At 46.9% G+C, this 25,234-nt stretch carries 20 protein-coding genes; 6 read left to right on the top strand and 14 right to left on the bottom strand.

All coding sequences use genetic code 11. The features are described from left to right. Positions 1 to 2: 2 nt before the first annotated feature. From pstA to FD971_RS04100, 7 genes are all read right to left on the bottom strand, one after another. The gene (gene pstA / locus FD971_RS04130) at positions 3 to 869 is read right to left on the bottom strand and encodes a phosphate ABC transporter permease PstA (RefSeq protein ID WP_215334821.1); all 867 of its coding nucleotides are present in this window, start codon (positions 867 to 869) and stop codon (positions 3 to 5) included. Further along, on the bottom strand, positions 866 to 1,855 hold the full coding sequence (gene pstC / locus FD971_RS04125; RefSeq protein ID WP_215334820.1) for a phosphate ABC transporter permease subunit PstC: 990 nt from the start codon (positions 1,853 to 1,855) through the stop codon (positions 866 to 868). Before pstC ends, pstA begins: the two co-directional genes overlap by 4 nt. 85 nt (positions 1,856 to 1,940) lie before the next feature. Then, positions 1,941 to 2,963, bottom strand: a complete 1,023-nt coding sequence (gene pstS, locus FD971_RS04120; RefSeq protein ID WP_215334819.1) for a phosphate ABC transporter substrate-binding protein PstS — start codon at positions 2,961 to 2,963, stop codon at positions 1,941 to 1,943. A gap of 115 nt (positions 2,964 to 3,078) precedes the next feature. Further along, complete coding sequence (gene glmM, locus FD971_RS04115) at positions 3,079 to 4,422, bottom strand: phosphoglucosamine mutase (protein WP_215334818.1); 1,344 nt, start codon at positions 4,420 to 4,422, stop codon at positions 3,079 to 3,081. 29 nt (positions 4,423 to 4,451) lie between these two features. Continuing rightward, entirely contained in the window at positions 4,452 to 5,321 is an 870-nt protein-coding gene (gene folP, locus FD971_RS04110) for a dihydropteroate synthase (protein WP_215334817.1), read from the bottom strand. 25 nt (positions 5,322 to 5,346) lie between these two features. Next, positions 5,347 to 7,224, bottom strand: coding sequence for an ATP-dependent zinc metalloprotease FtsH (ftsH, locus tag FD971_RS04105; RefSeq protein ID WP_215334816.1), 1,878 nt, complete (start codon positions 7,222 to 7,224; stop codon positions 5,347 to 5,349). Between the two features lie 127 nt (positions 7,225 to 7,351). After that, positions 7,352 to 8,026 (bottom strand): RlmE family RNA methyltransferase, encoded by a 675-nt coding sequence (locus FD971_RS04100; protein WP_215334815.1) that lies wholly within the window; start codon positions 8,024 to 8,026, stop codon positions 7,352 to 7,354. Between the two features lie 138 nt (positions 8,027 to 8,164). Between FD971_RS04100 and FD971_RS04095 the strand changes: the two genes are divergently transcribed. Continuing rightward, positions 8,165 to 8,791, top strand: a complete 627-nt coding sequence (locus FD971_RS04095; RefSeq protein WP_215334814.1) for a YhbY family RNA-binding protein — start codon at positions 8,165 to 8,167, stop codon at positions 8,789 to 8,791. Positions 8,792 to 8,875: 84 nt separating this feature from the next. Here the strand turns inward: FD971_RS04095 and FD971_RS04090 are convergent, their stop codons facing one another. The 7 genes from FD971_RS04090 to gloB form a co-directional block, all read right to left on the bottom strand. Then, on the bottom strand, positions 8,876 to 9,361 hold the full coding sequence (locus tag FD971_RS04090) for a DUF4149 domain-containing protein (RefSeq protein ID WP_215334813.1): 486 nt from the start codon (positions 9,359 to 9,361) through the stop codon (positions 8,876 to 8,878). A gap of 17 nt (positions 9,362 to 9,378) precedes the next feature. Beyond that, entirely contained in the window at positions 9,379 to 9,855 is a 477-nt protein-coding gene (gene greA / locus FD971_RS04085; protein WP_215334812.1) for a transcription elongation factor GreA, read from the bottom strand. 19 nt (positions 9,856 to 9,874) lie between these two features. Then, positions 9,875 to 13,138, bottom strand: coding sequence for a carbamoyl-phosphate synthase large subunit (carB, locus tag FD971_RS04080; protein ID WP_215334811.1), 3,264 nt, complete (start codon positions 13,136 to 13,138; stop codon positions 9,875 to 9,877). Next, positions 13,138 to 14,331 carry a glutamine-hydrolyzing carbamoyl-phosphate synthase small subunit gene (gene carA, locus FD971_RS04075; protein ID WP_215335176.1) on the bottom strand — a complete coding sequence of 398 codons (1,194 nt, stop codon included), beginning with the start codon at positions 14,329 to 14,331 and terminating at the stop codon, positions 13,138 to 13,140. The genes carB and carA overlap by 1 nt, the downstream gene beginning before the upstream one ends. Positions 14,332 to 14,579: 248 nt before the next feature. Then, complete coding sequence (locus tag FD971_RS04070) at positions 14,580 to 16,460, bottom strand: propionate--CoA ligase (RefSeq protein WP_215334810.1); 1,881 nt, start codon at positions 16,458 to 16,460, stop codon at positions 14,580 to 14,582. A gap of 35 nt (positions 16,461 to 16,495) precedes the next feature. Next, positions 16,496 to 17,920 (bottom strand): transglycosylase SLT domain-containing protein, encoded by a 1,425-nt coding sequence (locus FD971_RS04065; protein WP_251368678.1) that lies wholly within the window; start codon positions 17,918 to 17,920, stop codon positions 16,496 to 16,498. Further along, the gene (gene gloB / locus FD971_RS04060; RefSeq protein ID WP_215334809.1) at positions 17,902 to 18,708 is read right to left on the bottom strand and encodes a hydroxyacylglutathione hydrolase; all 807 of its coding nucleotides are present in this window, start codon (positions 18,706 to 18,708) and stop codon (positions 17,902 to 17,904) included. The genes FD971_RS04065 and gloB overlap by 19 nt, the downstream gene beginning before the upstream one ends. 6 nt (positions 18,709 to 18,714) lie before the next feature. Between gloB and FD971_RS04055 the strand changes: the two genes are divergently transcribed. From FD971_RS04055 to dnaQ, 5 genes are all read left to right on the top strand, one after another. Continuing rightward, the gene (locus FD971_RS04055) at positions 18,715 to 19,530 is read left to right on the top strand and encodes a class I SAM-dependent methyltransferase (RefSeq protein WP_215334808.1); all 816 of its coding nucleotides are present in this window, start codon (positions 18,715 to 18,717) and stop codon (positions 19,528 to 19,530) included. 4 nt (positions 19,531 to 19,534) lie between these two features. Continuing rightward, on the top strand, positions 19,535 to 19,990 hold the full coding sequence (gene rnhA, locus FD971_RS04050; protein ID WP_215334807.1) for a ribonuclease HI: 456 nt from the start codon (positions 19,535 to 19,537) through the stop codon (positions 19,988 to 19,990). Positions 19,991 to 20,106: 116 nt separating this feature from the next. Beyond that, positions 20,107 to 21,429 carry an efflux RND transporter periplasmic adaptor subunit gene (locus tag FD971_RS04045; RefSeq protein ID WP_215334806.1) on the top strand — a complete coding sequence of 441 codons (1,323 nt, stop codon included), beginning with the start codon at positions 20,107 to 20,109 and terminating at the stop codon, positions 21,427 to 21,429. After that, positions 21,426 to 24,524: an efflux RND transporter permease subunit gene (locus FD971_RS04040; protein WP_215334805.1), complete on the top strand. Its 3,099-nt coding sequence runs from the start codon at positions 21,426 to 21,428 to the stop codon at positions 24,522 to 24,524. The genes FD971_RS04045 and FD971_RS04040 overlap by 4 nt, the downstream gene beginning before the upstream one ends. Next, positions 24,524 to 25,234, top strand: a complete 711-nt coding sequence (dnaQ, locus tag FD971_RS04035; protein WP_215334804.1) for a DNA polymerase III subunit epsilon — start codon at positions 24,524 to 24,526, stop codon at positions 25,232 to 25,234. The genes FD971_RS04040 and dnaQ overlap by 1 nt, the downstream gene beginning before the upstream one ends.

The following is a 25,234-nucleotide window of genomic DNA, read 5'->3' as shown; positions in this document are numbered from 1 at the left end:
CATCAACCCTGAACCTTTTTACGAAACACTACTCGGGCCAGGATATTTAAACCAAGTACTGCAAATGTAATTAATAAAGCACCGCCCCATGCAAGCTCAACCCAGTTATCGTAAGGACTCATTGCGAACTGAAAAATCACTACCGGCAAGTTAGCCATTGGTGCATTCATATTGGTTGAGAAGAATTGGTTATTCAGTGCTGTAAACAATAAAGGTGCCGTCTCCCCGCTAACACGCGCTAGCGCCAACAAAATACCAGTCATTACGCCACTTTGTGCGGCTCTTAAAGTGATCATAAACGCCACCTTCCACTTTGGAGTACCCAAGGCGTAAGCAGCTTCACGCAAACTACCTGGCACCAAACGCAACATGTTCTCTGTGGTGCGAACTACCACTGGAATAGCAATTAAAGCCAAAGCAATTGTTCCCGCCCAACCTGAGAAATGACGAACCTGCGCAACTACAAATGCGTAGACAAATAAACCAATCACAATCGATGGTGCCGATAGCATGATGTCAGTAACAAAGCGGGTAATAGCAGCAATGCGGCTACGATCACCATACTCAGAGAGATATAAGCCTGCCAATACCCCAATGGGTGTACTGATCAAAGTGCAGCAACCCACCAGCATTAAGCTGCCGACAATAGCATTGGCCAAGCCACCGCCATCCGAGCCTGGCGCTGGAGTGCTTTGTGTAAATAAACTGACATTAAGAGCAGAGAAACCCTTAAATACCAATACGCTCAATATCCACAACAAGAAGATCATGCCTAAGGCCATGGCACCAGTGGACAGCGCTAAGCCAATCTTATTGGCTCGCTTACGTTTCGCAAAAATAGCCTGATCAATATTGGAGATGTTATTCATGTTTTTAATCCTTGCTTCTTCTCCATATTGCTCAACATCCATTTCGCACATGCCAGCACTACAAAGGTAATAATAAAGAGCGCTAGACCAAGGGCAAAAAGGGAAGATAAGTGATTTCCAGCTTCGGCCTCGCCAAACTCATTAGCAAGAGTCGAGGCAATTGATGTGCCAGGAGCAAATAAAGATGGGGAGAGGCGATGGGCATTACCAATCACAAAGGTAACCGCCATAGTTTCACCAAGCGCCCTACCTAATCCAAGCATCACACCACCAATTACTCCAGCCTTGGTATAGGGGAGAACAACATTCTTGACCACTTCCCAAGTAGTGCAGCCTATTCCGTAAGCTGACTCCTTGAGAACCGGTGGGACAATTTCAAATACATCTCGCATTACAGAAGCAATGAACGGAAGAATCATCATTGCCAAAATAAGACCTGCACACAAGATGCCGATACCGTTAAAAGCACCGGAAAATAAAATGCCTAAGCCTGGAATATGTCCAAGTGTTCCAGCCAATGCAGGCTGAATGTAATCGGCAAATAATGGAGCAAATATAAAGAGCCCAAACATGCCGTAGATGATGGATGGAACTGCTGCAAGCAACTCAACAGCAGTACCCAATGGCCTACGTAATGGGCTTGGGCATAGTTCAGTTAAAAACACTGCAATACCAAAGCTGAGAGGTACCGCGATTAGCAAAGCTATCAATGAAGTTACTAAGGTGCCATAGATTGCAATCAAGCCGCCAAACTCACCATTCACAATATCCCATTCTTGGGTAAAGAAAAATCCTGGGCCAAATGTACTTAATGCAGGCCAAGCATTACTCACCAATGAAATCATGATGCCGAGCAGTGCAATCAAAACAGATAATGCAAAGAACTGTGTGATTCCATGAAATAGAAAGTCCTGAACACGTTGCACTTTAGCAATACGAAGAGCCTGTGGCGTCGGTGCCGAGTGGGACTGGGTTGTTTCTATCATATATTGCGCTTATTTAAATATTGAAACAGCCCCACCCAAAGTGGAGCTGTTTTATTGTCAGGTGAAGTTAATCAACAACCTAACTTTACTTGGTTACAACCTTAGAAAACACATTCTTACGAATAAAATCAGTGGTCACATCAGGCATCGGAACGTAATCCAACTCTTCTGCCATCTTTTTGCCATCTTTGAATGCGTAGTCAAAGAATTTGATTACTTCAGCCGCATTAGCCTTGTTCTCTGGGTTTTTGTAAATCAAGATGAAAGATGCGCCAGTAATTGGCCAAGACTTAGCACCAGAAGCATTGGTAATGAATGTACCCATACCTGGAATCTTTGACCAATCTGTACCAGCAGCCGCTGCTGCAAAAGTAATGTCGTCAGGCTGCACAAATTGACCATCTTTATTCTTCAAAGATACGCTGGTCATTTTATTTTTCTTGGCATATGCATACTCAACGTAGCCAATTGCACCTTTAACACGTGATACGTTTGCCGCAACACCCTCGTTACCTTTGCCGCCAACAGATGAAGCTGCAGGCCATTTAACCGCAGCACCCTCGCCAACAGCATCTTTCCAGTTCTGACTAACCTTAGCTAAGTAGTTTGTAAAGATTGCCGTTGTTCCTGAACCATCGGCACGATGAACAACAGTAATTGGCAAATCAGGCATCTTCATGCCAGGGTTGTTCAACACAATACGCTTGTCGTTCCAGTTTGTGATAACGCCCTGAAAAATATCTGACAAAGTATCAGGCGATAACTTCAACTCATATGGCTTAACGCCTTCAACATTAATGACTGGTACTACGCCACCGATAATCGCCGGGAACTGTACTAAGCCATCTTTTTCTAGATCTTCAAATTTCACTGGATTGTCGGTTGCACCGAAATCAACAGTTTTTGCCTTGATTTGCTTGATACCACCAGAAGAACCAATGGATTGGTAGTTCATATTGGAACCAGTCTTTGCCTTATAGGCCTCTGCCCATTTAGCGTAAATTGGGTATGGGAAAGTTGCGCCAGCACCAGTCATATCCGCTGCAAAAGCAACTGGGGCAATTGAAATTGCGCTAATAACTAACGCTTTTTTCAAGAAAGATTTCATGTGGATCGATCCTCAAATTAATACCGCAACATTGCGATATCAGAACGATACGACTTGAGTATGACGCTTTTATGACAATGCTATTATATAAAAAATATCTATACGATTCAATAGCTTAGGATGTTGGAACCAGGTCTGCAATACTCTTAGCGGAGCTCATGGCTAGACTGCCATCTTGGGCCTCCACCATAACTCGCAGGACGGGCTCTGTGCCTGAGGCACGAATAAGCACCCTACCCGTTCCCTTGAGATCACTCTCTACCTGGCTTATTTTGGATTTAAGGCTGGTATCTGACTTCCAGTCGTAACCTGCCTTAAATTTGATATTCAAAAGCACTTGGGGGAAGATTTTGACGGCATCTAAGAGTTGGGCCAAACTCTTCTTGGTCTGGCTCATAGCGGCTAGCACCTGCAGTGCGGCAATGGTGCCGTCACCGGTTGAGTGCTGATCTAAGCAGAGGAGATGGCCTGAGCCTTCACCACCAATAATCCAGCCTTTTTGTTTGAGCAACTCTAAGACATAACGATCGCCTACATTGGCGCGCTCAAATCCAATCCCCAAGCCTTTGATGGCGTTCTCTACTGCGAGGTTCGTCATTAGGGTGCCGACTACGCCACCGATGGCTTGACCACGCTCGATGCGGTCTTTTGCTAATACATATAAAAGCTCATCGCCATTAAACAATCGACCGGAGGCATCAACCATTTGCAGACGATCAGCATCACCATCTAGAGCAATGCCAAGATCAGCTTTGGTTTCTTTAACCTTAGCAATCAATGCTTCTGGTGCTGTGGCACCAAAGCCGTCATTGATATTGCGGCCATCAGGCTGAACGCCAATAGAAATTACCTCTGCGCCTAGCTCATGAAAGACATGGGGTGCGGTGTGATACGCAGCACCATGCGCACAATCGACAACCAACTTCATTCCCTTTAGATTGAGCTCACCAGGAAAAGTGGATTTACAGAATTCAATATAGCGGCCAGCAGCATCATCTATACGAAAGGCTTTGCCTAAATCCTTTGAACTCACACAGCCCATCGGCTTTGCAAGCTCAGCTTCAATGGCGAGTTCAAACTCATCGCTTAACTTACCGCCTTCAGCAGAGAAGAATTTAATACCGTTATCTTGATAGGCGTTGTGTGATGCCGAAATCACGACTCCTGCAGATAAGCGCAAGGCCTTAGTAAGGTAGGCAACTCCTGGAGTCGGCATTGGTCCGCACAGCTTGACATCGACACCAGCAGCAGCGAAACCAGCCTCTAAGGCAGCCTCCAGTAAATAGCCAGAAATACGGGTATCTTTGCCAATCAGAATCTTGCAACGTTCACCGGGTTTTGCTTGGCTACTCAGCACTTTGCCTGCAGCATAACCAAGGCGAGTAATAAACTCCGGAACAATCGGAAATTGCCCCACTTCGCCGCGGATACCATCAGTACCAAAGTATTGTTTTTTCATGGGTTTGATTATAAAACTTGTGGGCTTTTTTACCCTTGAATCGCTTCCCAGAGCTTGAGAGCGTCGACTGTCTCCTGGACGTCATGGACGCGGATGATGCGAGCCCCTCGATCAGCAGCCAGGATGGCGGCGGCCACACTGGGTGCCACACGGTCATTGGTGTCACGGCCGGTTAACTTACCCAACATAGATTTACGAGATATTCCAGCTAACACCGGGTAACCCAATTCGGAGAATTGATCAAAATCAGCCAGCATCTTGAGGTTGTGCGCAAGACTTTTACCAAATCCAAAGCCAGGGTCGATGGCAATTCTGTTTTTAGCGATGCCGTGATTCTCTAGCAAACTAGTACGCTCTTCCAGAAATTCTTTTACTTCTGCAATCACATCTTGATACTCGGGATCAAACTGCATTGTTTGCGGATCACGTTGCATGTGCATGAGAACAATGCCGCACTGCTTATTTGGATTGCTTTTATCGCTCTCGATGACAGCATCTACTGCACCCTCTTGTCGCAATGCCCAAATATCATTGACACAATCAACACCAGCCTGGAGCGCTTGACGCATCGTCTCAGCTTTATAGGTATCAATAGACAATGCGGCGCCACAGTCTTTTAAAGCTTCTATTACTGGCAAAACGCGATCTAATTCTTCTTGCAAAGATACAGGCTCGGCACCAGGGCGAGTTGATTCACCACCGATATCAATCATGTCTGCCCCATCAGCAATCATGCGCTGCGCTTGAGCAATCGCATCACTTGGGGTTCTGAACTTACCACCATCCGAGAAGGAGTCTGGTGTGGCATTGAGGATACCCATGACTAAAGGGCGTTGACGTTTACTAAAGTCAAAAAGAAAACGCCCGCAACGCCATGTTGCGGGCAGAGTTTGCTTCATCACCTTGCTATTAGCTTAGGGCTAATTAAGCAGTCGCTGGTGCGGCGCCCGCAGCAGGACCTGGCGTACCAGCGGAGTTGCCAAACTGAGTTGCTGGCGGTGGCTTAGGAGCACGTGGTGGACGACCTTCCATGATGTCAGTAATCTGCTCGGCATCAATGGTTTCCCATTCAAGCAAAGCGGTAACCATGGCTTCAACCTTGTCACGATTTTGTTCAAGAATAGATCTTGCCAATGCGTACTGACTATCGACCAATGCACGAATCTCTGCATCAACCTTTTGTTGGGTCAACTCAGAAACTGTCTTGGAGCTCGTGCGACCGAACATACTTTCAGATTCGGTATCAACATAAACCATCGTACCCAGGCTATCGCTCATGCCATAACGCGTCACCATATCGCGCGCCATTTTGGTAGCACGCTCAAAGTCATTGGATGCGCCGGTACTCATGGAATGCAGGAAGACTTCTTCAGCAGCACGACCACCAAACAAAATCGCCAACTCTTCCATCATGCGATCTTTGTATAGGTTCACACGATCAAACTCAGGCAACTGCCAAGTCACGCCCAAAGCCATACCGCGCGGCATGATAGTAACCTTATGAACTGGATCTGCTTTAGGCAATACCTTAGCAACCACAGCGTGACCAGACTCGTGATACGCCGTATTACGACGCTCTTCTTCACGCATCACCGCTGACTTACGCTCAGGACCCATATAGATCTTGTCTTTGGCATCTTCAAAATCTTTCATATCTACGGCACGCTTATTACGACGTGCTGCAAACAATGCTGACTCATTTACTAAGTTTGCTAAATCGGCGCCTGAGAAACCAGGTGTGCCGCGCGCTAATACAGCAGCATCTACATCTGGATCAATCGGAACTTTGCGCATATGCACTTGAAGAATTTGCTCGCGACCACGAATATCTGGCAAACCAACGTGTACCTGACGATCGAAACGACCTGGACGCAATAAGGCGCGATCCAATACATCAGAACGGTTGGTTGCAGCAACAACGATTACACCGCTATTACTTTCAAAACCATCCATCTCCACCAGCATTTGATTCAAGGTTTGTTCGCGCTCATCATTACCGCCGCCCATGCCGGCACCGCGATGGCGACCAACCGCATCGATCTCATCAATAAAGATGATGCAAGGAGAATTTTTCTTGGCGTTCTCGAACATGTCACGCACACGTGATGCACCGACACCAACAAACATCTCTACGAAATCTGAACCAGAGATTGAGAAGAATGGAACTTTTGCTTCGCCTGCAATTGCACGTGCTAACAAAGTCTTACCAGTACCTGGAGGGCCTACTAGCAAAACACCATGCGGAATGCGACCGCCGAGCTTTTGAAATTTCTGCGGGTCTTTTAAGAAATCAACAATCTCAAAGACTTCTTCCTTCGCTTCATCGCAACCCGCAACATCAGCAAAAGTAACAGTATTGCTATTCTCATCAATTAAGCGCGCTTTGGATTTACCGAAAGAGAATGCTCCACCCTTACCGCCGCCTTGCATCTGACGCATCATGAAGAACCAGAAACCAATAATCAACAAGGTTGGTCCGAGGTAATACAAGGCAGAAACCAACATATTTGGCTCATCATCCGCCTTGCCAGTGACCTGAACACCGAATTTCATGAGATCACCAACCATCCAAATATCTCCCGGGGAGATGATGGAATATTTGTTGCCGTCATTTGGAGTGACTTGCAGTGTGCGGCCTTGCACATCAACTCGTTTGACTTTGCCAGCCTTGGCATCGTCCATGAATTGAGAGTAAGTGACTTGTGTCTGATCTTTAGGCTTGTCAAACTGCTTAAAAACAGTAAACAGCACCAGACCCACAATGAGCCACACGCCAATTTTTTGCAACATATTGCTATTCAAAAGGAGACCTTTGCCGGATTAATCCGGGAGTTAAAGCGGATTGCTATACCTAAGTATTTGATTCTACTACTAGGCTTTTTCAAGGGCTGAGAGCCAATTTATTTAATAAACCCCTGCTTTTGGGGGGTTATTTAGGTGGTTTGAGATCTCTACCCAATAAAAAGATCTCAGAAGACTTCGCGCGAGAGGCTTTTGGCTTTCTAGAGGCAACAGTTTTGAAGACCTTTTTAAAAGATTCCACGATTTGGCTATAGCCACTACCGTTAAAGCACTTAATCAACAATGCACCTTCGGGCTTGAGATGCTGAACCGAAAAATCCAGGGCAATTTCTGCCAAAAAGGCCATGCGAGCAGCATCAGCCACCCCTACGCCAGATAGATTTGGCGCCATATCGGACATCACGAGATCGACTTTTCCACCTGCATCAGCCGGCAATAGCGCCTCCAGGGCTTTAAGGCCCTCATCTTCACGGAAATCCCCCTGAATAAAGGAAACGTCTGCAATATCCTCCATTGGCAGAATATCAATCGCAATAATGGTTCCATCCGGCTTACCGGATTCAATATTGGGATTACTTTTGCCAAGCTCGGTGAGGCGATTACGGGCGTACTGAGACCAGCTCCCGGGAGCGCTCCCAAGATCCACGATGGTCATACCTGCTTTGATGAGTCGGTCTTGCTCGTCTATTTCGCTCAACTTATAGACTGCTCGTGCTCGATAGCCCTCTTTTTGAGCCATCTTCACATACGGATCATTCAAGTGATCCTGCAACCAACTTTTATTAAATTTATTCTTTGCCACAACTTACCCACTTTCGGAGTCCATTTTCCTTGTTTATGTCCTACAAGGCAAAAGGAATCGACTTAAAACATCTTGATATGGGTCTATATGAGGCCGAAAGCCCTGTTTTACAAGCCCTAATGCTCTATCATCGAGCCCATGACTGCACTTACTATTACCCCTGCACAACGAAAATCTCTTAAAGCCGACGCTCATGGACTCAGCCCTGTCGTCATGATTGGTGGCGATGGCCTAACTCCAGCGGTCATTAAAGAGGCTAAATTAGCAATCTCCCATCATGGATTGATAAAAGTTCGCGTTTTTGGCGATGATCGTGATGCACGTGTTGACATCTATGAGGAGCTTTGCGATAAGCTCGGCGCAGCGCCAGTTCAGCACATTGGGAAATTACTGGTGCTGTGGAAACCGATTGATATTGTTGATGCAGCTCTCTCCAACTTAGGAAGATCAAGTAAGCAAACGAAGAAATCATTGCAAGCCCCCCGTACTAAGCGTCAACCGAATCGCGTTGTGGCAAAAGCCGGCGTACGCACCAGCACTTCCGAAAGATCAGATCGACGCTCTGCTGCTAGCAAGTCGCCCTTTGAAAGAGCTGCTGCAGTCAAAAGCGCTGCTCCTAAAAAACGTGTTCTGCGTGCTGATGCTGCCGAATCTAAGATTGGTTGGTCATCACCCGGCTACCGCAAAGCAGTTGCAGCACCTGCACCAATTAAGAAACGCAAAGTACGCATGAGCAGTACAAAGAAGAAATCATTGGGCTCTTGATGCACAGAGAATGAAACAGTGTGAAAGCACTACTTCCAAGTAAAAACGCCGCTAGTCGGCGTTTTTTATTACCTATCCCTTGCTTTATCTCTTTGTCAGACGCCAAACCAAGAAGATTCCCAAAAGACTCTGCAGCATAAATAGGATGCTAGATACACCATGCAGTCTGCCAAACAAAGTGGCTGAGGGAGAAACCATCACGGGCATCCCTTGAGCTAGAGCGTTATCTCTGAGCGTATTCATCCAGGGGATAAAGATAAAGGCAGCGGCAACAGAACACAGCAGCATTGCCAATAAAATCCATCGAATCAATCTGAACTGATTAAGTCCACGATTAACCAATAGATTAGATAGAACCATCAGGCCGATGCACACGATTAAGCTAAGGTAAGCCTCTATTCTGAAAATGCTACCAGCCACCATGCCGGCAGCTTGGCGATCAGTCATCGTGCTGAAAATTGCTGGAGCTACTAAGTAGCCTACGGTTAGCAAACTACCAACCCATAAACCTGCAATCAAAATAAAGAGTCTTTGAGCTCCTAAATGATTAGGAGTCTCTAAAGTCTGCATATAGATTCTGGCTTGTATTAGATGTAACGAACCGCAAGAATTTCCACTTCGCGATTACCGCCGGGAGCCTGAACAGCAACAACGTCGCCCTCTTCTTTGCCAATTAAAGCGCGGGCAATCGGTGAGCTAATCGAAATCTTATTAACGGCAATGTCAGCCTCATCATCACCCACAATTTGATAGGTCAGCTTAGTGCCATCCTCTAAATCTTCAAGATCTACAGTCGCACCAAACACCACACGGCCATTCACATCCAAGCTTGCTGGATCAATGATTTGTGCTGCAGAGAGCTTACCTTCCAACTCCTGAATGCGGCCTTCGATGAAGCCTTGCTTCTCTTTGGCGGCATCGTACTCGGCGTTCTCAGAGAGATCACCTTGTGCACGCGCTTCAGAAATGGCATTAATCACTGATGGACGCTCAACATGCTTTAAGCGATGCAACTCTTCCTTCAGAAGTTCTGCACCATGTTTAGTAATAGGGATTGTGTTCATGCTTCTTACCTAACTTAAATTAATTGAGGGTCTTATGCAAGTTCTGCAATGAATACACTTCAAGAGACTCTTTGTTACCGTTTTGTGAAGCCATCAAACCATCCATTACCGCACGTGCTGCACTAATCGTAGTGTAGTAAGTCACATTATTCGCTTGGGCACTTGTACGAATGGAACGTGAATCTGCAATCGCAGTACGAGTCTCGTCAACGGTAGTGAAGACCAGTGAGATTTCACCATTTTTGATCAAATCAACAATGTGTGGGCGACCATCTTTTACTTTATTCACTACACGCACGGGTAAACCAGCTGCTTCAATCGCTGCAGCAGTACCCTTAGTGGCAACCATTGGGAAACCCAATTGATGCAAGAGCTTAGCCACTTCAACAGCCTTTGGCTTATCACTGTCTTTAACAGTCAACACCACAGTGCCACTCTTTGGCAACTTGATGCCGGCACCTAATTGAGATTTAAAGAGCGCTTCGCCAAATGTTTTACCAACACCCATCACTTCACCAGTAGAGCGCATCTCAGGTCCTAAGATCGGATCAATGCCTGGGAACTTGTTGAATGGGAATACCGCTTCTTTTACTGAGTAGTAGGCAGGCTTCACTTCAGCCTTAATGCCTTGCTGATCTAAAGTCTGACCAACCATGCAGCGCGCTGCAATCTTAGCCAACTGCAAACCAGTGGCCTTAGATACAAACGGGACAGTACGAGAAGCGCGTGGATTTACCTCGAGAACGTAGATGACATCCTTGCCATCGACATTCTGAATCGCAAACTGGACGTTCATCAAACCAACTACGTTCAGACCTTTAGCCATTGCCGCTGTCTGACGCTTGATCTCAGCAATAGTCTCATCAGATAAGGAATAAGGTGGCAATGAACAGGCAGAGTCACCAGAGTGAACACCGGCTTGCTCAATATGCTCCATCACCCCACCAATGAATACACGTTGGCCATCGCTAATGCAATCCACATCGCACTCAATCGCATCATTTAAGAAACGATCTAGCAATACTGGTGAGTCATGCGAAACCTTAACGGCTTCACGCATATAGCGCTCTAGATCACGACCATCATGAACAATTTCCATTGCGCGACCACCCAATACATAGGAAGGTCGCACTACCAATGGATAACCAATTTCTTCAGCAAGCTTCAGCGCTTCATCTTCCGCACGAGCAGTACGATTTGGCGGCTGACGCAAGTTCAACTCATGCAATAACTTCTGGAAGCGCTCGCGATCTTCTGCAGCATCAATCATGTCAGGCGATGTTCCAATAATTGGTACACCATTAGCCTCGAGATCCAATGCTAGTTTCAACGGTGTCTGACCACCGTACTGCACGATCACACCCTTAGGCTTTTCAATGGCAACAATCTCTAAAACATCTTCTAAAGTCAATGGCTCGAAATACAAGCGGTCGGATGTGTCGTAATCAGTAGAAACGGTTTCTGGATTACAGTTCACCATGATGGTTTCATAACCATCTTCGCGCATTGCCAGAGCAGCATGGACGCAACAATAGTCAAATTCAATACCTTGACCAATACGGTTTGGACCACCACCCAGTACCATGATCTTATCTTTGGTGGTTGGCTGAGATTCACACTCGCCATGCTCTGCTTCATAGGTTGAATACAGATATGCTGTGTTCGTAGAGAACTCAGCAGCACAAGTATCCACACGCTTGTACACAGGCACAACCTGAAGACGATGACGCGCTGCACGAACTGAGGAAGCATCTACTCCCAATAATTTTGCTAAGCGACGATCTGAAAAACCTTTTTGCTTAATAAAGCGCAGCTCTTGAGCTGACAAGCTATCGATCTTGCGTTGCTTAAGCTCGGTTTCCATGGTAATGAGTTCTTCGATCTGCTCTAAGAACCAAGGATCCACCTTGGTCTCGTTATAAACCTCATCCAGACCCATGCCCATACGGAAAGCATCTGCCAAATACCAGATGCGATCTGGGCCAGGCTCGCCGATTTCTTGAATAATGTCATCCAGATCTGTAGAAACTTCATCTAAACCATCCACACCAACCTCTAGACCGCGCAAGGCCTTTTGAAATGACTCTTGGAAGGTGCGACCGATTGCCATCACCTCACCAACCGACTTCATCTGGGTTGTTAAACGAGAATCCGCTTGCGGGAATTTCTCAAACGCAAAGCGTGGGATCTTAGTCACTACATAATCGATGGATGGCTCAAAGGATGCTGGAGTTGCGCCACCAGTAATATCGTTTTTCAACTCATCTAGGGTGTAACCCACTGCCAACTTCGCAGCAATCTTCGCGATTGGGAAGCCGGTAGCTTTAGAAGCCAAAGCAGATGAACGTGAAACACGTGGGTTCATCTCAATCACGATCATGCGACCATCAACTGGATTAATCGAGAACTGGACGTTTGAACCACCAGTATCAACACCAATCTCCCGCAATACCGCAATCGATGCATTACGCATCAACTGATACTCTTTATCCGTCAATGTTTGTGCAGGGGCTACGGTGATTGAGTCACCAGTATGCACACCCATTGGGTCTAAGTTCTCGATTGAGCAAACAATGATGCAGTTATCGGCACGGTCACGCACCACTTCCATCTCGAATTCTTTCCAACCTAAGAGAGACTCTTCGATCAAGAGTTCGCGTGTTGGAGACAAATCTAAGCCACGTTTGCAAATCTCTTCAAACTCTTCACGGTTGTAAGCAATACCACCGCCTGATCCACCCATAGTGAATGAAGGACGAATCACGACCGGGAAACCCAAGCTGCCAGTTTCTTTTTGAATACGTTGCTGAACTTCATGCGCCTCGTCCATCGAATGCGCAATGCCAGACTTCGCAGAGCCCAGACCAATTTTGGTCATCGCATCTTTAAACTTTTGGCGGTCTTCTGCTTTATCAATCGCCTCTGGTGAAGCACCAATCAATTCACAGCCGTATTTCTTGAGGACACCATGGCGATGCAAGTCGAGCGCGCAGTTCAAGGCAGTCTGACCACCCATGGTTGGCAAAATTGCATCCGGTTTTTCAGTAGCAATAATGCGCTCTACCACTTCCCAGGTGATTGGTTCAATGTAAGTCACATCCGCCATCTCAGGATCAGTCATGATGGTCGCAGGATTACTGTTCACCAAAATAACTTTGTATCCCTCGTCACGCAAAGCTTTACAAGCTTGCGCACCAGAATAGTCAAACTCACAAGCCTGTCCAATCACAATTGGACCTGCACCAATAATCAGAATGCTCTTAATGTCGCTACGCTTAGGCATTATTTGCCCCCCTTATTACCAACAGCGGCAGCATTCATGAGCTCCACAAAACGATCAAATAAATAGGCAATGTCATGAGGGCCTGGTGAGGCCTCTGGGTGACCTTGGAAACACAAAGCAGGCCTATCCTTCCAAGCCAAACCTTGCAGTGATCCGTCAAATAAAGAGATGTGCGTGACACGAATATTGTCAGGCAGAGTATTCGCATCGACTGCAAAACCATGGTTCTGGGATGTAATCGCTACGCGCCCAGTATCCAAATCTTTTACAGGATGGTTTGCACCGTGGTGACCAAACTTCATCTTCAATGTTTTAGCACCTGCAGCCAAGCCCATGATTTGATGGCCCAAGCAAATACCGAATGTTGGAACACCCTTTTCAATAATTTCTTTTGCTGCAGCAATCGCGTAATCACAAGGGCCAGGATCTCCAGGACCATTCGAGAAGAACACACCATCGGGATTCATTGCCAATACTTCGGCAGCGCTAGTTTGCGCTGGAACAATGGTTAACTCGCAGCCACGCTCAGTAAGCATGCGCAAAATATTGCGCTTCACACCAAAGTCATAAGCAACAACTTTTTTAATTGGCTTACTGGCATCTAAAGTTCGGTATGCAGGCTTACCGTCAGGGCCATGTAGATCCCACTCAGCTTCGCGCCACTGATATGGAGTTTTCGCAGTAACCACCTTAGCCAGATCTAAACCGGCCATACCTGGGAAGGCTTTAGCCAGCTCCAGAGCTTTCTTGCCAAGAGCCGCTACGTCATCACCCATCTTGCCAGCAACAATTGCACCAGACTGGGCGCCTTTGTCACGCAGGATGCGGGTGAGCTTACGGGTATCGATGCCGGAGATACCAACTACCCCTGCTGTGGTGAGATAGCTATCAAGGCTTTCTTCAGACCGGAAATTGGATACGCGCTTGGAGAGGTCTTTTACAACCAAGCCAGCTGCATGAATTTGATCTGACTCGGCATCTTGAGCATTCACCCCAACGTTACCGATATGGGGATAAGTCAAAGTGACAATTTGGCGTGAATAACTAGGATCAGTGATGATCTCTTGGTAGCCCGTGAGTGCGGTATTGAAAACGACTTCGCCGGTAGTTTCGCCAGGGGCGCCAATACTAAGACCAGGAAATACGGTGCCGTCGGCTAGAGCCAACACGGCGGGAGGAAAAGAAGGAAGCAAGGGTGACAAACCATCTCCAGTCCCTGCTCCATCCGACGCTCAACACCCCAAAAAGACCAACCCAGGACTGTTTGTGCGGGAGGTGAGTGTCTTTAAGCGCTAGGGTAATTTATTAAGTTTTGAACCTAGTAATGATACCAGTTTTGCGTATAAACCCTTGGATTCCCAGCCGGTGAGGCTTGAAGGCGAATAAGCCCCAAAGTCCTGCGACCAAGGGGCTTATTTTGACTCGTACTTAGCCAGTTTTACTACTTGGCGCTTTGCTCAATGATGGTCTTAATTTGAGCTAAAACAGTCTGATCTTCCATCGTGCTGATATCACCTGGATCGCGTCCTTCCGCTACCGCCTGGAGTGCACGACGAACAATCTTGCCAGAACGGGTCTTAGGCAAGGCGGTTACAACATAAACACGGCCTGGACGTGCAATTGCACCCAATGTAGAGTCCACAGTTTTCATGCACTCTGCTTCTAGAGTGGCTGTATTGGAAGAATCCTTTGGAATTACAAAGGCAATCGCAGCCTGACCTTTGAGCTTATCTTCAATACCTACCACTGCTACCTCAGAAATATTAGGGTGGCTAGAAATACTCTCCTCAATCTCACGAGTACCTAAACGGTGTCCAGCCACGTTAATCACATCATCGGTGCGGCCTAAGATGAAGAAGTAACCATCTTCGTCTTTAATACCCCAATCAAAGGTGGAGTAAATGGTCTTGCCAGGAATAGTCTCCCAATAGGTGCTGACAAAGCGCTTGTCATCACCCCAAACGGTTTGCATGCAACCTGGAGGTAATGGGCCTTCAATAGCAATGACGCCCTTCTTGTCTGGACCCAATTCTTCTGACGTCGCATCATCCAGCAACTTCATGTTGTAACCAAATGAAGGAACACCAGGCGAACCAAATTTATGCGGCATCACTTCTACGCCACGTTGGATTGCCAACATCGGCCAGCCAGTTTCAGTCTGCCAGTAGTTATCCACGATGGGCTTTTTAATCGCATCATGAATCCATGTTGCTGTTGGCTCATCTAAAGGCTCTCCTGCCAAGAACAAGGCACGCAAGCTCGAGAGATCATATTTAGTTAAAAATGCAGGGTCTTGTTTCTTGAGCACACGCACCGCAGTTGGTGCAGAGAACATCACTGACACTTTGTACTTCTCTACCAATTCCCACCAGATACCAGCATCAGGACGCAATGGTGTGCCCTCATACATGATGGTGGCCATACCGTTAAGCAATGGCGCATAAATGATGTAGCTATGACCAACAACCCAGCCAATATCTGAGGTACAGAACATGGTTTCGCCAGGATTGCCGCAGAAGATGTGCTTCATGGTTGAAGCTAAAGCAACCGCATAACCGCCAGTGTCACGCTGCACGCCCTTTGGCTTGCCTGTTGTTCCTGACGTGTACAGGATGTAGGAGGTATGAGTAGCATCCACCCACTCGATTGGCACTAAATCATTGAGATGTTTTTGACGCTCAGTGGCGTAATCCAAATCACGGCCTGCAACAGTGGTGAACTCAGTGAGACCGCGATTCACAATCAAGACCTTCTCAGGTTTGTAGCTAGCTAGAGTAATTGCCTCATCGAGCAAAGGCTTATAAGGAACCGCCTTACCGCCTCGCGCGCCCGCTTCTGCAGTCACAATCATTTTTGGTTTTGCATCATCAATGCGTGATGCCAAGCTGTGGGATGCGAAGCCGCCAAACACCACAGAGTGAATTGCACCGATACGAGCGCAAGCGAGCATTGCAAAACAGGCCTCGGCAATCATCGGCATGTAGATCAAAACACGATCGCCCTTTTTGACGCCATTGGCTTTATAGATAGCCGCCATACGATTGACTTCTTCGTAGAGCTCTTTAAATGTATAGGCTTTTTCTAAATTGGTTTCTGTTGACACAGCAACCAGCGCAATTTGATCGGGACGATCTTTGAGATGACGATCAACTGCGTTGTAGCAAAGATTGGTTAATCCACCTTCAAACCATTTCGCAAACGGAGGGTTTGCATAATCCAGAACTTTATTAAATGGCTTTTCCCAGTGAATGAGTTTTGCCTGCTCTCCCCAGAATCCATCTGGGTCTTTAATGGAGCGTTCGTGTTCTGATTTGTAGGACATGGTCAACCTAAATAAGTAAATTAAAGTGTCTAGACTTACTGAATCTTGCTAACCCCTTTGCCATTGGATGTCTTGGCTGTAGTGCTAGCAGACTTAGAACTACCATTTTTCGCAGATTTTGCAAGGTCTGTCGATGCGGATTTATGCTGAGATGCAGCATTATTTTTAGAAGAATTACCCTTAGACGCCACTTTCGTGGGTTTTACAGCGGGACATTTAGCCCCTTTTGCACATTTTTTTGGCGCTGAAGCCGACTTATCCAGATTCAGACTGGCATTTTCCGCCATAGCCACAGAGATGTCTCCCACGCGACTACTGGTTTTAGGCACCAAAACTGTAGATCCTGAACGAATTCTCATCCCCTTTGGAATGCCATTCACCTGCCGCAAGGTCTCAGCGTCAACCCCAAGTGTCTTGGCACATTGGTCTACCGACTCGGTCTTGGTGACCTGAACCGCCGCCCATGAAGAAAGTGGTTTGGTGTACTTCTTGAGATTGGCCTGGAATATTTCAGCATGACCAAATGGCAGCAATATCTGCTGATTCGCATTACTGAGAATGACCGGCTTGTTAAAGGATGGGTTCAGACTATGAAATTCATCTTCCGGTATTTCGCTCAACTGAATGACCAAAGCCACATCAATATCCGACCCGACATCTACAGCTACAAAGTAAGGATGGTTTTCTAATTCAGGCAAGACAATGCCATAGGCCTGAGGATCCAACACAATCTGGCGGTAAGCCATCAACTTGGGCACATAGTTGCGTGTCTCATTGGGCATCTTCAAGCTCAGGTAATCCGTTGGAAGCCCTGCTGCCAAATTACGCTTCTGTGCTTTAGCTACATTGCCCGCGCCCCAGTTATAAGCCGCTAATGCAAGCTCCCAACTACCAAATTGTTTATGCAAACGTTGCAAGTAATCGAGCGCAGCATCGGTTGACTGCAATACATCTCTACGCTCATCTCTAAAGACGTTTTGCGTCAAACGAAAATCTTTACCGGTTGCTGGCATAAATTGCCATAAGCCCATCGCCTTGGCGCTGGACTTTGCGTTCGTGACAAAAGCGCTCTCCACAAAAGGCAGTAAAGCAATCTCCGTTGGCATATTGCGCGTATTGACTTCTTGCACGATATAAAACAAGTAGCGCGAGGAGCGAGCCATTGAGCGATTGACGTAATCAGGGCGAGCACTCAACCAGCGCACTTGTTCAATTTCGAGCGGCGTATTCATGGGCTCCATCTGAAAGCCATCCCGAATACGAATCCAAAGATTGCTTGATGGTGCATACGCATCGCTGACGGATTGGTCTTTAAGATTTACACGCTTTGCTTTGGAGGCACGGGGATCTTGACGTGTCGGGGTGTCAGAAGACCAATCTCCAGTGCTGGCGCAACCTGAGAGTACGGCAATAAGCACAATCGCCGCATAGCGCCACAGCATCAGAACCGATCCTTCCAAGCCCGAATCACCGCTAATACATGGGCTGGTGATGGCAAAGTTTTTTCACCAGAGATCTCATGGGCTGCATCGATTACCGCTTGTTGATCACAACGCATAAATGGATTGACTTGTAACTCCTGCCCAATCGTAGTTGGCAATGTAGGCAGGTGCTGATCCCGCAGAGCTTTAGCTGTTTCAGCCCAAGTGATGAGGTTCGCATTGTTGGGCTCGACCGCTAATGCAAAACGAATATTGGATAAGGTGTATTCATGAGTGCAATACACCAAGGTGTTTTTTGGTAAGGCAATGAACTTAGCAAGTGATTGGCTCATCTGCGTTGGTGTGCCTTCGAATAAACGACCGCAGCCCGATGCGAATAAGGTATCGCCACAGAACAGCATGGGCTCAACTACATTGGCCTGCATATTCGCAAAGTAGGCAATGTGACTTAAGGTATGACCCGGCACTTCGTAGACCTCAAAACTGATTCTTGGTGCAGCGACCTCAAGCTTGTCGCCCTCCATCATGACATTTGTTCGACCTGGTATGTCGATATTAGCGGGGCCATAGACAGGCACAGTACCCGAAGCCTGCAGAAGAGCCAGGATTCCACCAGTGTGGTCAGCATGATGGTGCGTAATTAAAATACCCTTCAGAGTGAGGTTTTTTTGTTCGAGGTATTGCAATACAGGAGCAGCGTCACCTGGATCCACGATCAAGGCTGATTGGCCATCATGGATGCACCAGATGTAGTTGTCATCAAAAGCCGGTATCGGCCAAACTTGCAATAAAGTATTCTTCACCATAGACCGATGATACCAATCCCTACCTCCCCATCTCAGATGCCTGCACCACCATGGAGTTCATGGGAAAAGTGGCTGCAATCGCCTCCTGGACGCTATGTGCTGGCCTGGGAGCAAAAATGCTTCAATCAAATCGTAGCTGATGTCTTTGGTTTTTATGCCGTTCAAATCGGTTTGCCGCAAATCAATACCTTGGCAGAAAATCGCATGCCTTTGCATGCCCTGCTAATGCATTCTCAAGATCGCCAAAAACAAGCTAGTCAATTTAACTGGCATCAGGTAGAGGGCAATGCTAACGAACTGCCTTTTGCCTCTGAAACCATCGACCTCCTAGCGCTGCCACACGTCTTGGAATTTGCTGCCGATCCTCACCAAATTCTGCGAGAGGCTGAACGCGTTCTTCGCCCTGAGGGCCGTTTAATCATCTCAGGTTTTAATCCCGCCAGTCTTTGGGGTATGCGTCAATATCTCAGCCGCTTGATTGGTAGCCCCTATCTTCCCCGAGATGGGCAGTTTATTGGCCTCCTCAGAATTAAAGATTGGTTGCAACTATTGAACTTCTCATTAGACCGAGGGCATTTTGGTTGCTATAAGCTTCCCTTGAGTAGCGAGTCCGGCATGGCCAGAATGGACTTTATGGAGCCCGCTGGTAACCGCTGGTGGCCTATATTTGGGGCTGTTTTCTTGGTTTCTGCCATCAAACGCCAGCAAGGCATCCGCCTGATTGGGCAGGTTCAAGGCTTACGTATTCCAGCAATGACTAAGCTAAGCCCTGCAGCTGAAAGTCGGCAGAATTTGATGAATCAGCAAGACCAAGTAAATTAACGATATGCCTCACACTAAATCACTTCCCCACATCGTCATCTATACCGATGGTGCCTGTAAAGGTAATCCTGGGCCTGGGGGCTGGGGTGCAGTTTTGCGCTCTGGTGGTCATGAAAAGCATTTGCATGGGGGTGCTGAGCACACAACGAACAATCGCATGGAAATTAGCGCCGTGATTCATGCGTTAAGAGCCCTTAAGCAAACGAGCTCAGTTGAGCTGTGGACTGACTCCCAATATGTCCAAAAAGGTGTCACTGAGTGGCTCGAGGGCTGGAAAAAAAGAGGCTGGAAGACGGCCAGCAAGGATCCCGTCAAGAATGCCGATTTGTGGCAAGAATTGGATGCCCTTATCCCTGACCACAAGATCTCTTGGCATTGGGTACGCGGCCACAATGGCCACCCCGGAAATGAGCTTGCGGACCTCCTAGCAAACAAGGGCGTTGAGGAATTTCTGCCTTAAGCTGGATGGGTGTCGGCAAGCCCGTTTTTGACGGTCTTATGAGAGAATGAACGGATTCAAAGCTGGTACAGAATTCACCGCTAAACCCATATAGAACCAAGAAAAACGCCGAGACCGTGTCAAAAATTGAATCAGCCTTAGACAAAGCAGTTGCCAAATTACCTGCACTGAAAAATTCGGTGAAGGCGCGCCTATGCAAGCTTTGGCAAAAGCTCTCCCCCTACATCGATAAAGTCAAAAAAATAGACTACGCGACAGCGAAAGAATTCACCCTTAAATACAAGTGGCGCATTTTGATGGTGTTGGTTGTTTTGTATGCCGGCTCTAAGGCAATTGATTATTTTTTCCCTGCCGCAGACAAGGCCGGTGGCCCTGTGACCGTAAGCACAATCGTGGTGGACAAAAAAGAGATATCTTTGGTGATTGAAGCCACAGGCACGATTGTGAGCAACAGCATCGTGGATATTCGTCCGATGGTGACCAATACGGTGGCGAAGATTCACATTAAAGATGGTGAAGAGGTAAAGCAAGGTCAACTCCTATTTACTCTTGATGATCGCAATGACAAGGCGAACTATGAGAAATTAAAAGCCTTAGCTGACGACTCTCAAAAGCAGTATTTGCGCGCCAAAGAATTGGTAGCAAAAAACTTTATTTCTAAGGCAGGCTTAGAAACTTCTCTAGCAAATGCCAAATCAGCCCAAGCTGCTGCTCGCTCTGCTGAGGTACAACTGTCATTTGATTCGATCCGCTCACCAATTGACGGTCGAGCCGGAATCATTAACGTATTCCCGGGATCCTTGGTGCAGGCCAGCAACGTAGTCACAACAGCTACAAGCTCTACCGCCACCTCGAGCGTTGGTTCGATGGTAACCATTACCCAGCTCAACCCTATCAATGTTCAATTCGTCATTCCAGAAAAAGATATCCCCGTCTTGCTGGAGAATCAATTGGACGGTGAACCACTCACAGTAAAAGTAGCTGTTGGTGATGCCAGCAAAAGAACCTATGAAGGCAAAGTCCTAGTTATCGACAACCAGGTAGACCCCTCAATTGCAGCTGTTCGCGTTAAGGCGCAAATTCCAAATGATGCAATGACACTTCTGCCCGGACAATTTGCGCGCGTGTCACTCGTCGCCAATAACTTGAAAGATGCACTAGCTGTTCCATCCCAGGCCATTGTGATTAGTCCACGCGGCAAGCTGGTCTACACGGTAGATAAAGACGGCAAAGCAGTTTCAAAACCAGTTAAGGTTGTTTATGAATACCAAGGCTCCTCAGTCATCACTGGGATTGAGTCTGGTGATCGCGTGGTGGTTGAAGGCAAGCAGAATTTACGTCCAGGCAGCAAAACCAAAGAGGCTAAAGAAGTTAAAGGTGCAGCTCCAACAGCTGCACCTGCAACTCCCGCAGCACCAACTGCAGTAGACAAGAAATGACCTTATCCGAATTATGTATACGCCGCCCGGTAATGACGGTGCTCCTTTCTGTGGCAACTGTCATTGCAGGAACTGTTGCTTACCTCAATATTCCAGTTGCGGCTCTTCCTAGCTTCAATACGCCAGTTATCTCTGTTAGCGCATCTCTTCCAGGCGCATCACCAGAAAATATGGCATCGGCAGTTGCCCTGCCTTTAGAAAAAGAGTTCTCCACCATTGATGGTGTGAAGATTATTAGCTCTACCAACTCCTTGGGTAGCACTAGCATTACCTTGGAGTTCAATAACGATCGTGACATTGACAAGGCAGCCGTTGACGTTCAAGCGGCCTTACTGCGAGCACAGAAACGACTTCCAATTGAAATGACGGTGCCGCCGTCCTATCGGAAGATTAATCCTGCTGACACGCCAGTTCTGGTTGTGAGAATGCAGTCCCCTTCGATTAGCCTGTCTGAGCTCAATGCTTATGCTGAAAATTTACTATCGCCAAACTTATCCACCATTAGCGGTGTGGCGCAGGTTCTAGTTTATGGCGCCAAACGATATGCCGTGCGAGTTCGCGTTCATCCTGACGCATTAGGCAATCGCAATTTAACGATGGATGATGTTGCTGCAGCAATTAATAAAGCAAACTCTAATAGTCCAGTAGGCGTGTTGGACGGCCCCCGCCAGTCCATCACTATTTATGCCAATCCCCAGTTAGTTCGCCCAGAAGAATTTGGCAATCTCATCATTAGCCAGAAAAATGGTTTACCGATTTACCTCAAAGATGTAGCCGAGGTTGTAGAGAGTTATGAAGATGTGAAGACCTTGGCTAGCGCCAATGGTGAAAGATCAATCGCGATTGCCGTACTGCGTCAGCCAAATGCAAATACGGTTGAGGTAGTAAAGTCAGTCAAAGAATTACTTCCCCAACTTCAGAAGCAAATGCCTGACTCCATCAAGCTACAGCTTTTGAATGACCGATCCCTTTCTATTATTGAAGCGATCCATGATGTCAATGTCACTTTAGCTTTAACTGTATTACTTGTTGTTTTAGTGATCTTCCTGTTCCTCAAGCACATTTCAGCAACTATCATTCCTTCGATCAGTTTACCGATCTCTTTGATTGGCGCCTTCTTCTTGCTGTATTTCTTAGGCTATAGCCTAGATAACATTTCCCTATTGGGAATTACGCTTGCAGTGGGCTTGGTAGTTGATGATGCGATCGTAGTCTTAGAAAACATCATGCGTTACGTTGAGCAAGGCATGGATCCACTCAAAGCCTCGCTAAAGGGAAGCAAGGAGGTTGGATTTACGATTATCTCGATCTCGATCTCTTTGGTAGCCGTCTTCATCCCGCTCTTCTTTATGCCAGGACCTATCGGCCTCCTCTTTAGAGAATTTGCAGTAGTCGTGTCCTTGTCAATTCTGGTTTCAGCGCTCGTATCACTCACAGTGGTGCCGATGTTATGCAGTCGCTTCCTACCAAAGCCTGGGCAGCACGCAAAAGAATATGCGATCAATAAAAAGTTTGATATCTTTTTTGATTGGATGCTCAAGACCTATATTCATTATTTAGACTTGGCGCTACTGAACCGCAAAAAAGTATTGTGGGGCGCCCTATCTACCTTTGTTATTACAGTTGTTCTGTTTGTTAATAGTCCTAAAGGATTTTTTCCAGAGGAAGATATTGGGCAAATCCTCGCAACAACCGAAGCCTCCGAAGACATCTCTTTCAAGGCAATGTTGACACTCCAGGATCAAGCTGCAGCACTAGTCAATACAGATCCCAATGTGGCCAGCTCCATCTCAATAGTAGGTGGTGGCAATAGCTCGGGCAGCAATACCGGTCGAATCTTCATCATCCTGAAACCCAAGAGTGATAGAGCGAAGATGGCGAAGATTATGGAAGGTCTTCGGGCTAAGTTCAAAGAAATCCCAGGCCTCCAGGTTTACATGCGCCCCGTACAGAACTTACAGCTTGGCGGCAGAAGCAGCAAGAGTCGCTATCAATTTACATTGCAAAGCGTTGGCTTTGAAGGCGTAAATGAATGGGCAGATAAGCTGATGCAAAAGTTACGTGCAGACCCTATGTTCCGCGACGTCACCAGCGATTCTCAATTAAAAGGCTTGAATGTCAAAATTGATATCGATCGCGAGAAAGCTGCGAGCGCCGGTATCACCATTACCGATATTCGTTCCGCCCTGTACAACTCCTTTGGAGAAAAACAAGTCTCCACAATCTACACACCAGTAAATACCTACTACGTAATTCTTGAGGCAGCAGAAGAAGACCGACAATATGAAACCGATCTCAACAAGATTTTTGTGCGTGGTCGCGCTACTGATAAGCTTATTCCGCTCTCCAATGTGGCCAGCTTCACACGAACAATCGGCCCTACTGCCGTAAACCATCAAGGACAGATTCCGGCTGTAACGCTGTCATTTAACTTGGCGCCGGATGTCTTCTTGGGAGATGCAACCAAAAAGATTGAAGCCTATACCAAAGAAATTAACCTGCCATCCTCCATCATCACTAGTTACGGTGGTGATGCGGCCGTCTTTAAGAGCAATCAATCGGGTCAGTTGATTTTGATTTTTGCTGCACTGGGTGTAATTTATATTCTTCTGGGTGTTCTGTACGAGAGTTATATTCATCCACTCACCATTCTGGCAGGCCTACCATCAGCTGCGATTGGCGCCATCCTGGCGCTACGCATCTTTGGGTTTGAACTCACCATCATTGCTTCGATTGGCATCTTGCTGTTAATTGGTATTGTGAAAAAGAATGCGATTTTGATGATCGACTTTGCTTTGGATGCGCAGCGCAATCAAGGCATGTCCCCAGAGAAAGCAATTCGTGAAGCCTGTATCTTGCGCTTCCGCCCCATCATGATGACTACCTTTGCCGCTTTAATGGGGGCACTTCCCATTGCATTCGGAATTGGTGCTGGCGCAGAACTTCGCCAGCCGCTCGGTATCAGCGTGGCGGGAGGTTTGATCTTCTCTCAATTTGTGACCCTGATTATTACGCCAGTTATTTATCTATATCTTGATAAATATGCGGGCACTGGCCCCATGGAAATCCCCCCATCTGTTTTAGAAGGCACCTAATGCGTCAAGTTATTCTCGATACCGAAACTACTGGGCTTAACCCTGCTACGGGCGATCGCATTATTGAAATCGGATGCGTTGAAATGGTTGGTCGTCGATTAACCGATCGCACCTTTCATTACTACATTAATCCTGAGCGTGATATCGATGCGGGTGCTTTTGCCGTTCACGGACTCTCCCGTGAATTCTTATCGGACAAACCGGTATTTGCCAATATTGTCGAAGAGTTAATTGAGTTTGTTGATGGCGCTGAAGTAGTCATTCATAACGCGGCATTTGACTTGGGATTCTTGGATAACGAATTTGCTTTGCTTAAGCGCCCTCCTTTTAGGGGTCTTGCATCTAAAGTGACCGATACCCTTTTGGATGCTCGTCAAATGTTTCCAGGCAAGCGCAACTCACTAGATGCACTCTGCGAACGATTTGCTATTAGCAATCAACACCGTACTTTGCACGGCGCTTTACTTGATGCCCAGCTATTAGCTGAAGTCTATGTAGCGATGACACGTGGTCAAGAGGATCTCTCGATTGACCTGATTGATTACACCGTTGGCACAGATGCGTCCGGCCAAATGAAAGCTCTACCTACGAAGCTTAAACTTATGACGGCCAGCCCAGAAGATTGTGAGCTGCATGAAAAGATTTTGGGTGAAATTGCCAAAGCAAGTAAAAAAGACCCCGTTTGGAGTCTTTCTGCTGTTGCCAGTTAA

It is taken from the genome of Polynucleobacter sp. AP-Ainpum-60-G11, assembly GCF_018688375.1.
Classification (GTDB): domain Bacteria; phylum Pseudomonadota; class Gammaproteobacteria; order Burkholderiales; family Burkholderiaceae; genus Polynucleobacter.
Note: the sequence above shows the minus strand (reverse complement) of the source record. Positions and strands in the feature narration are given on the sequence as shown.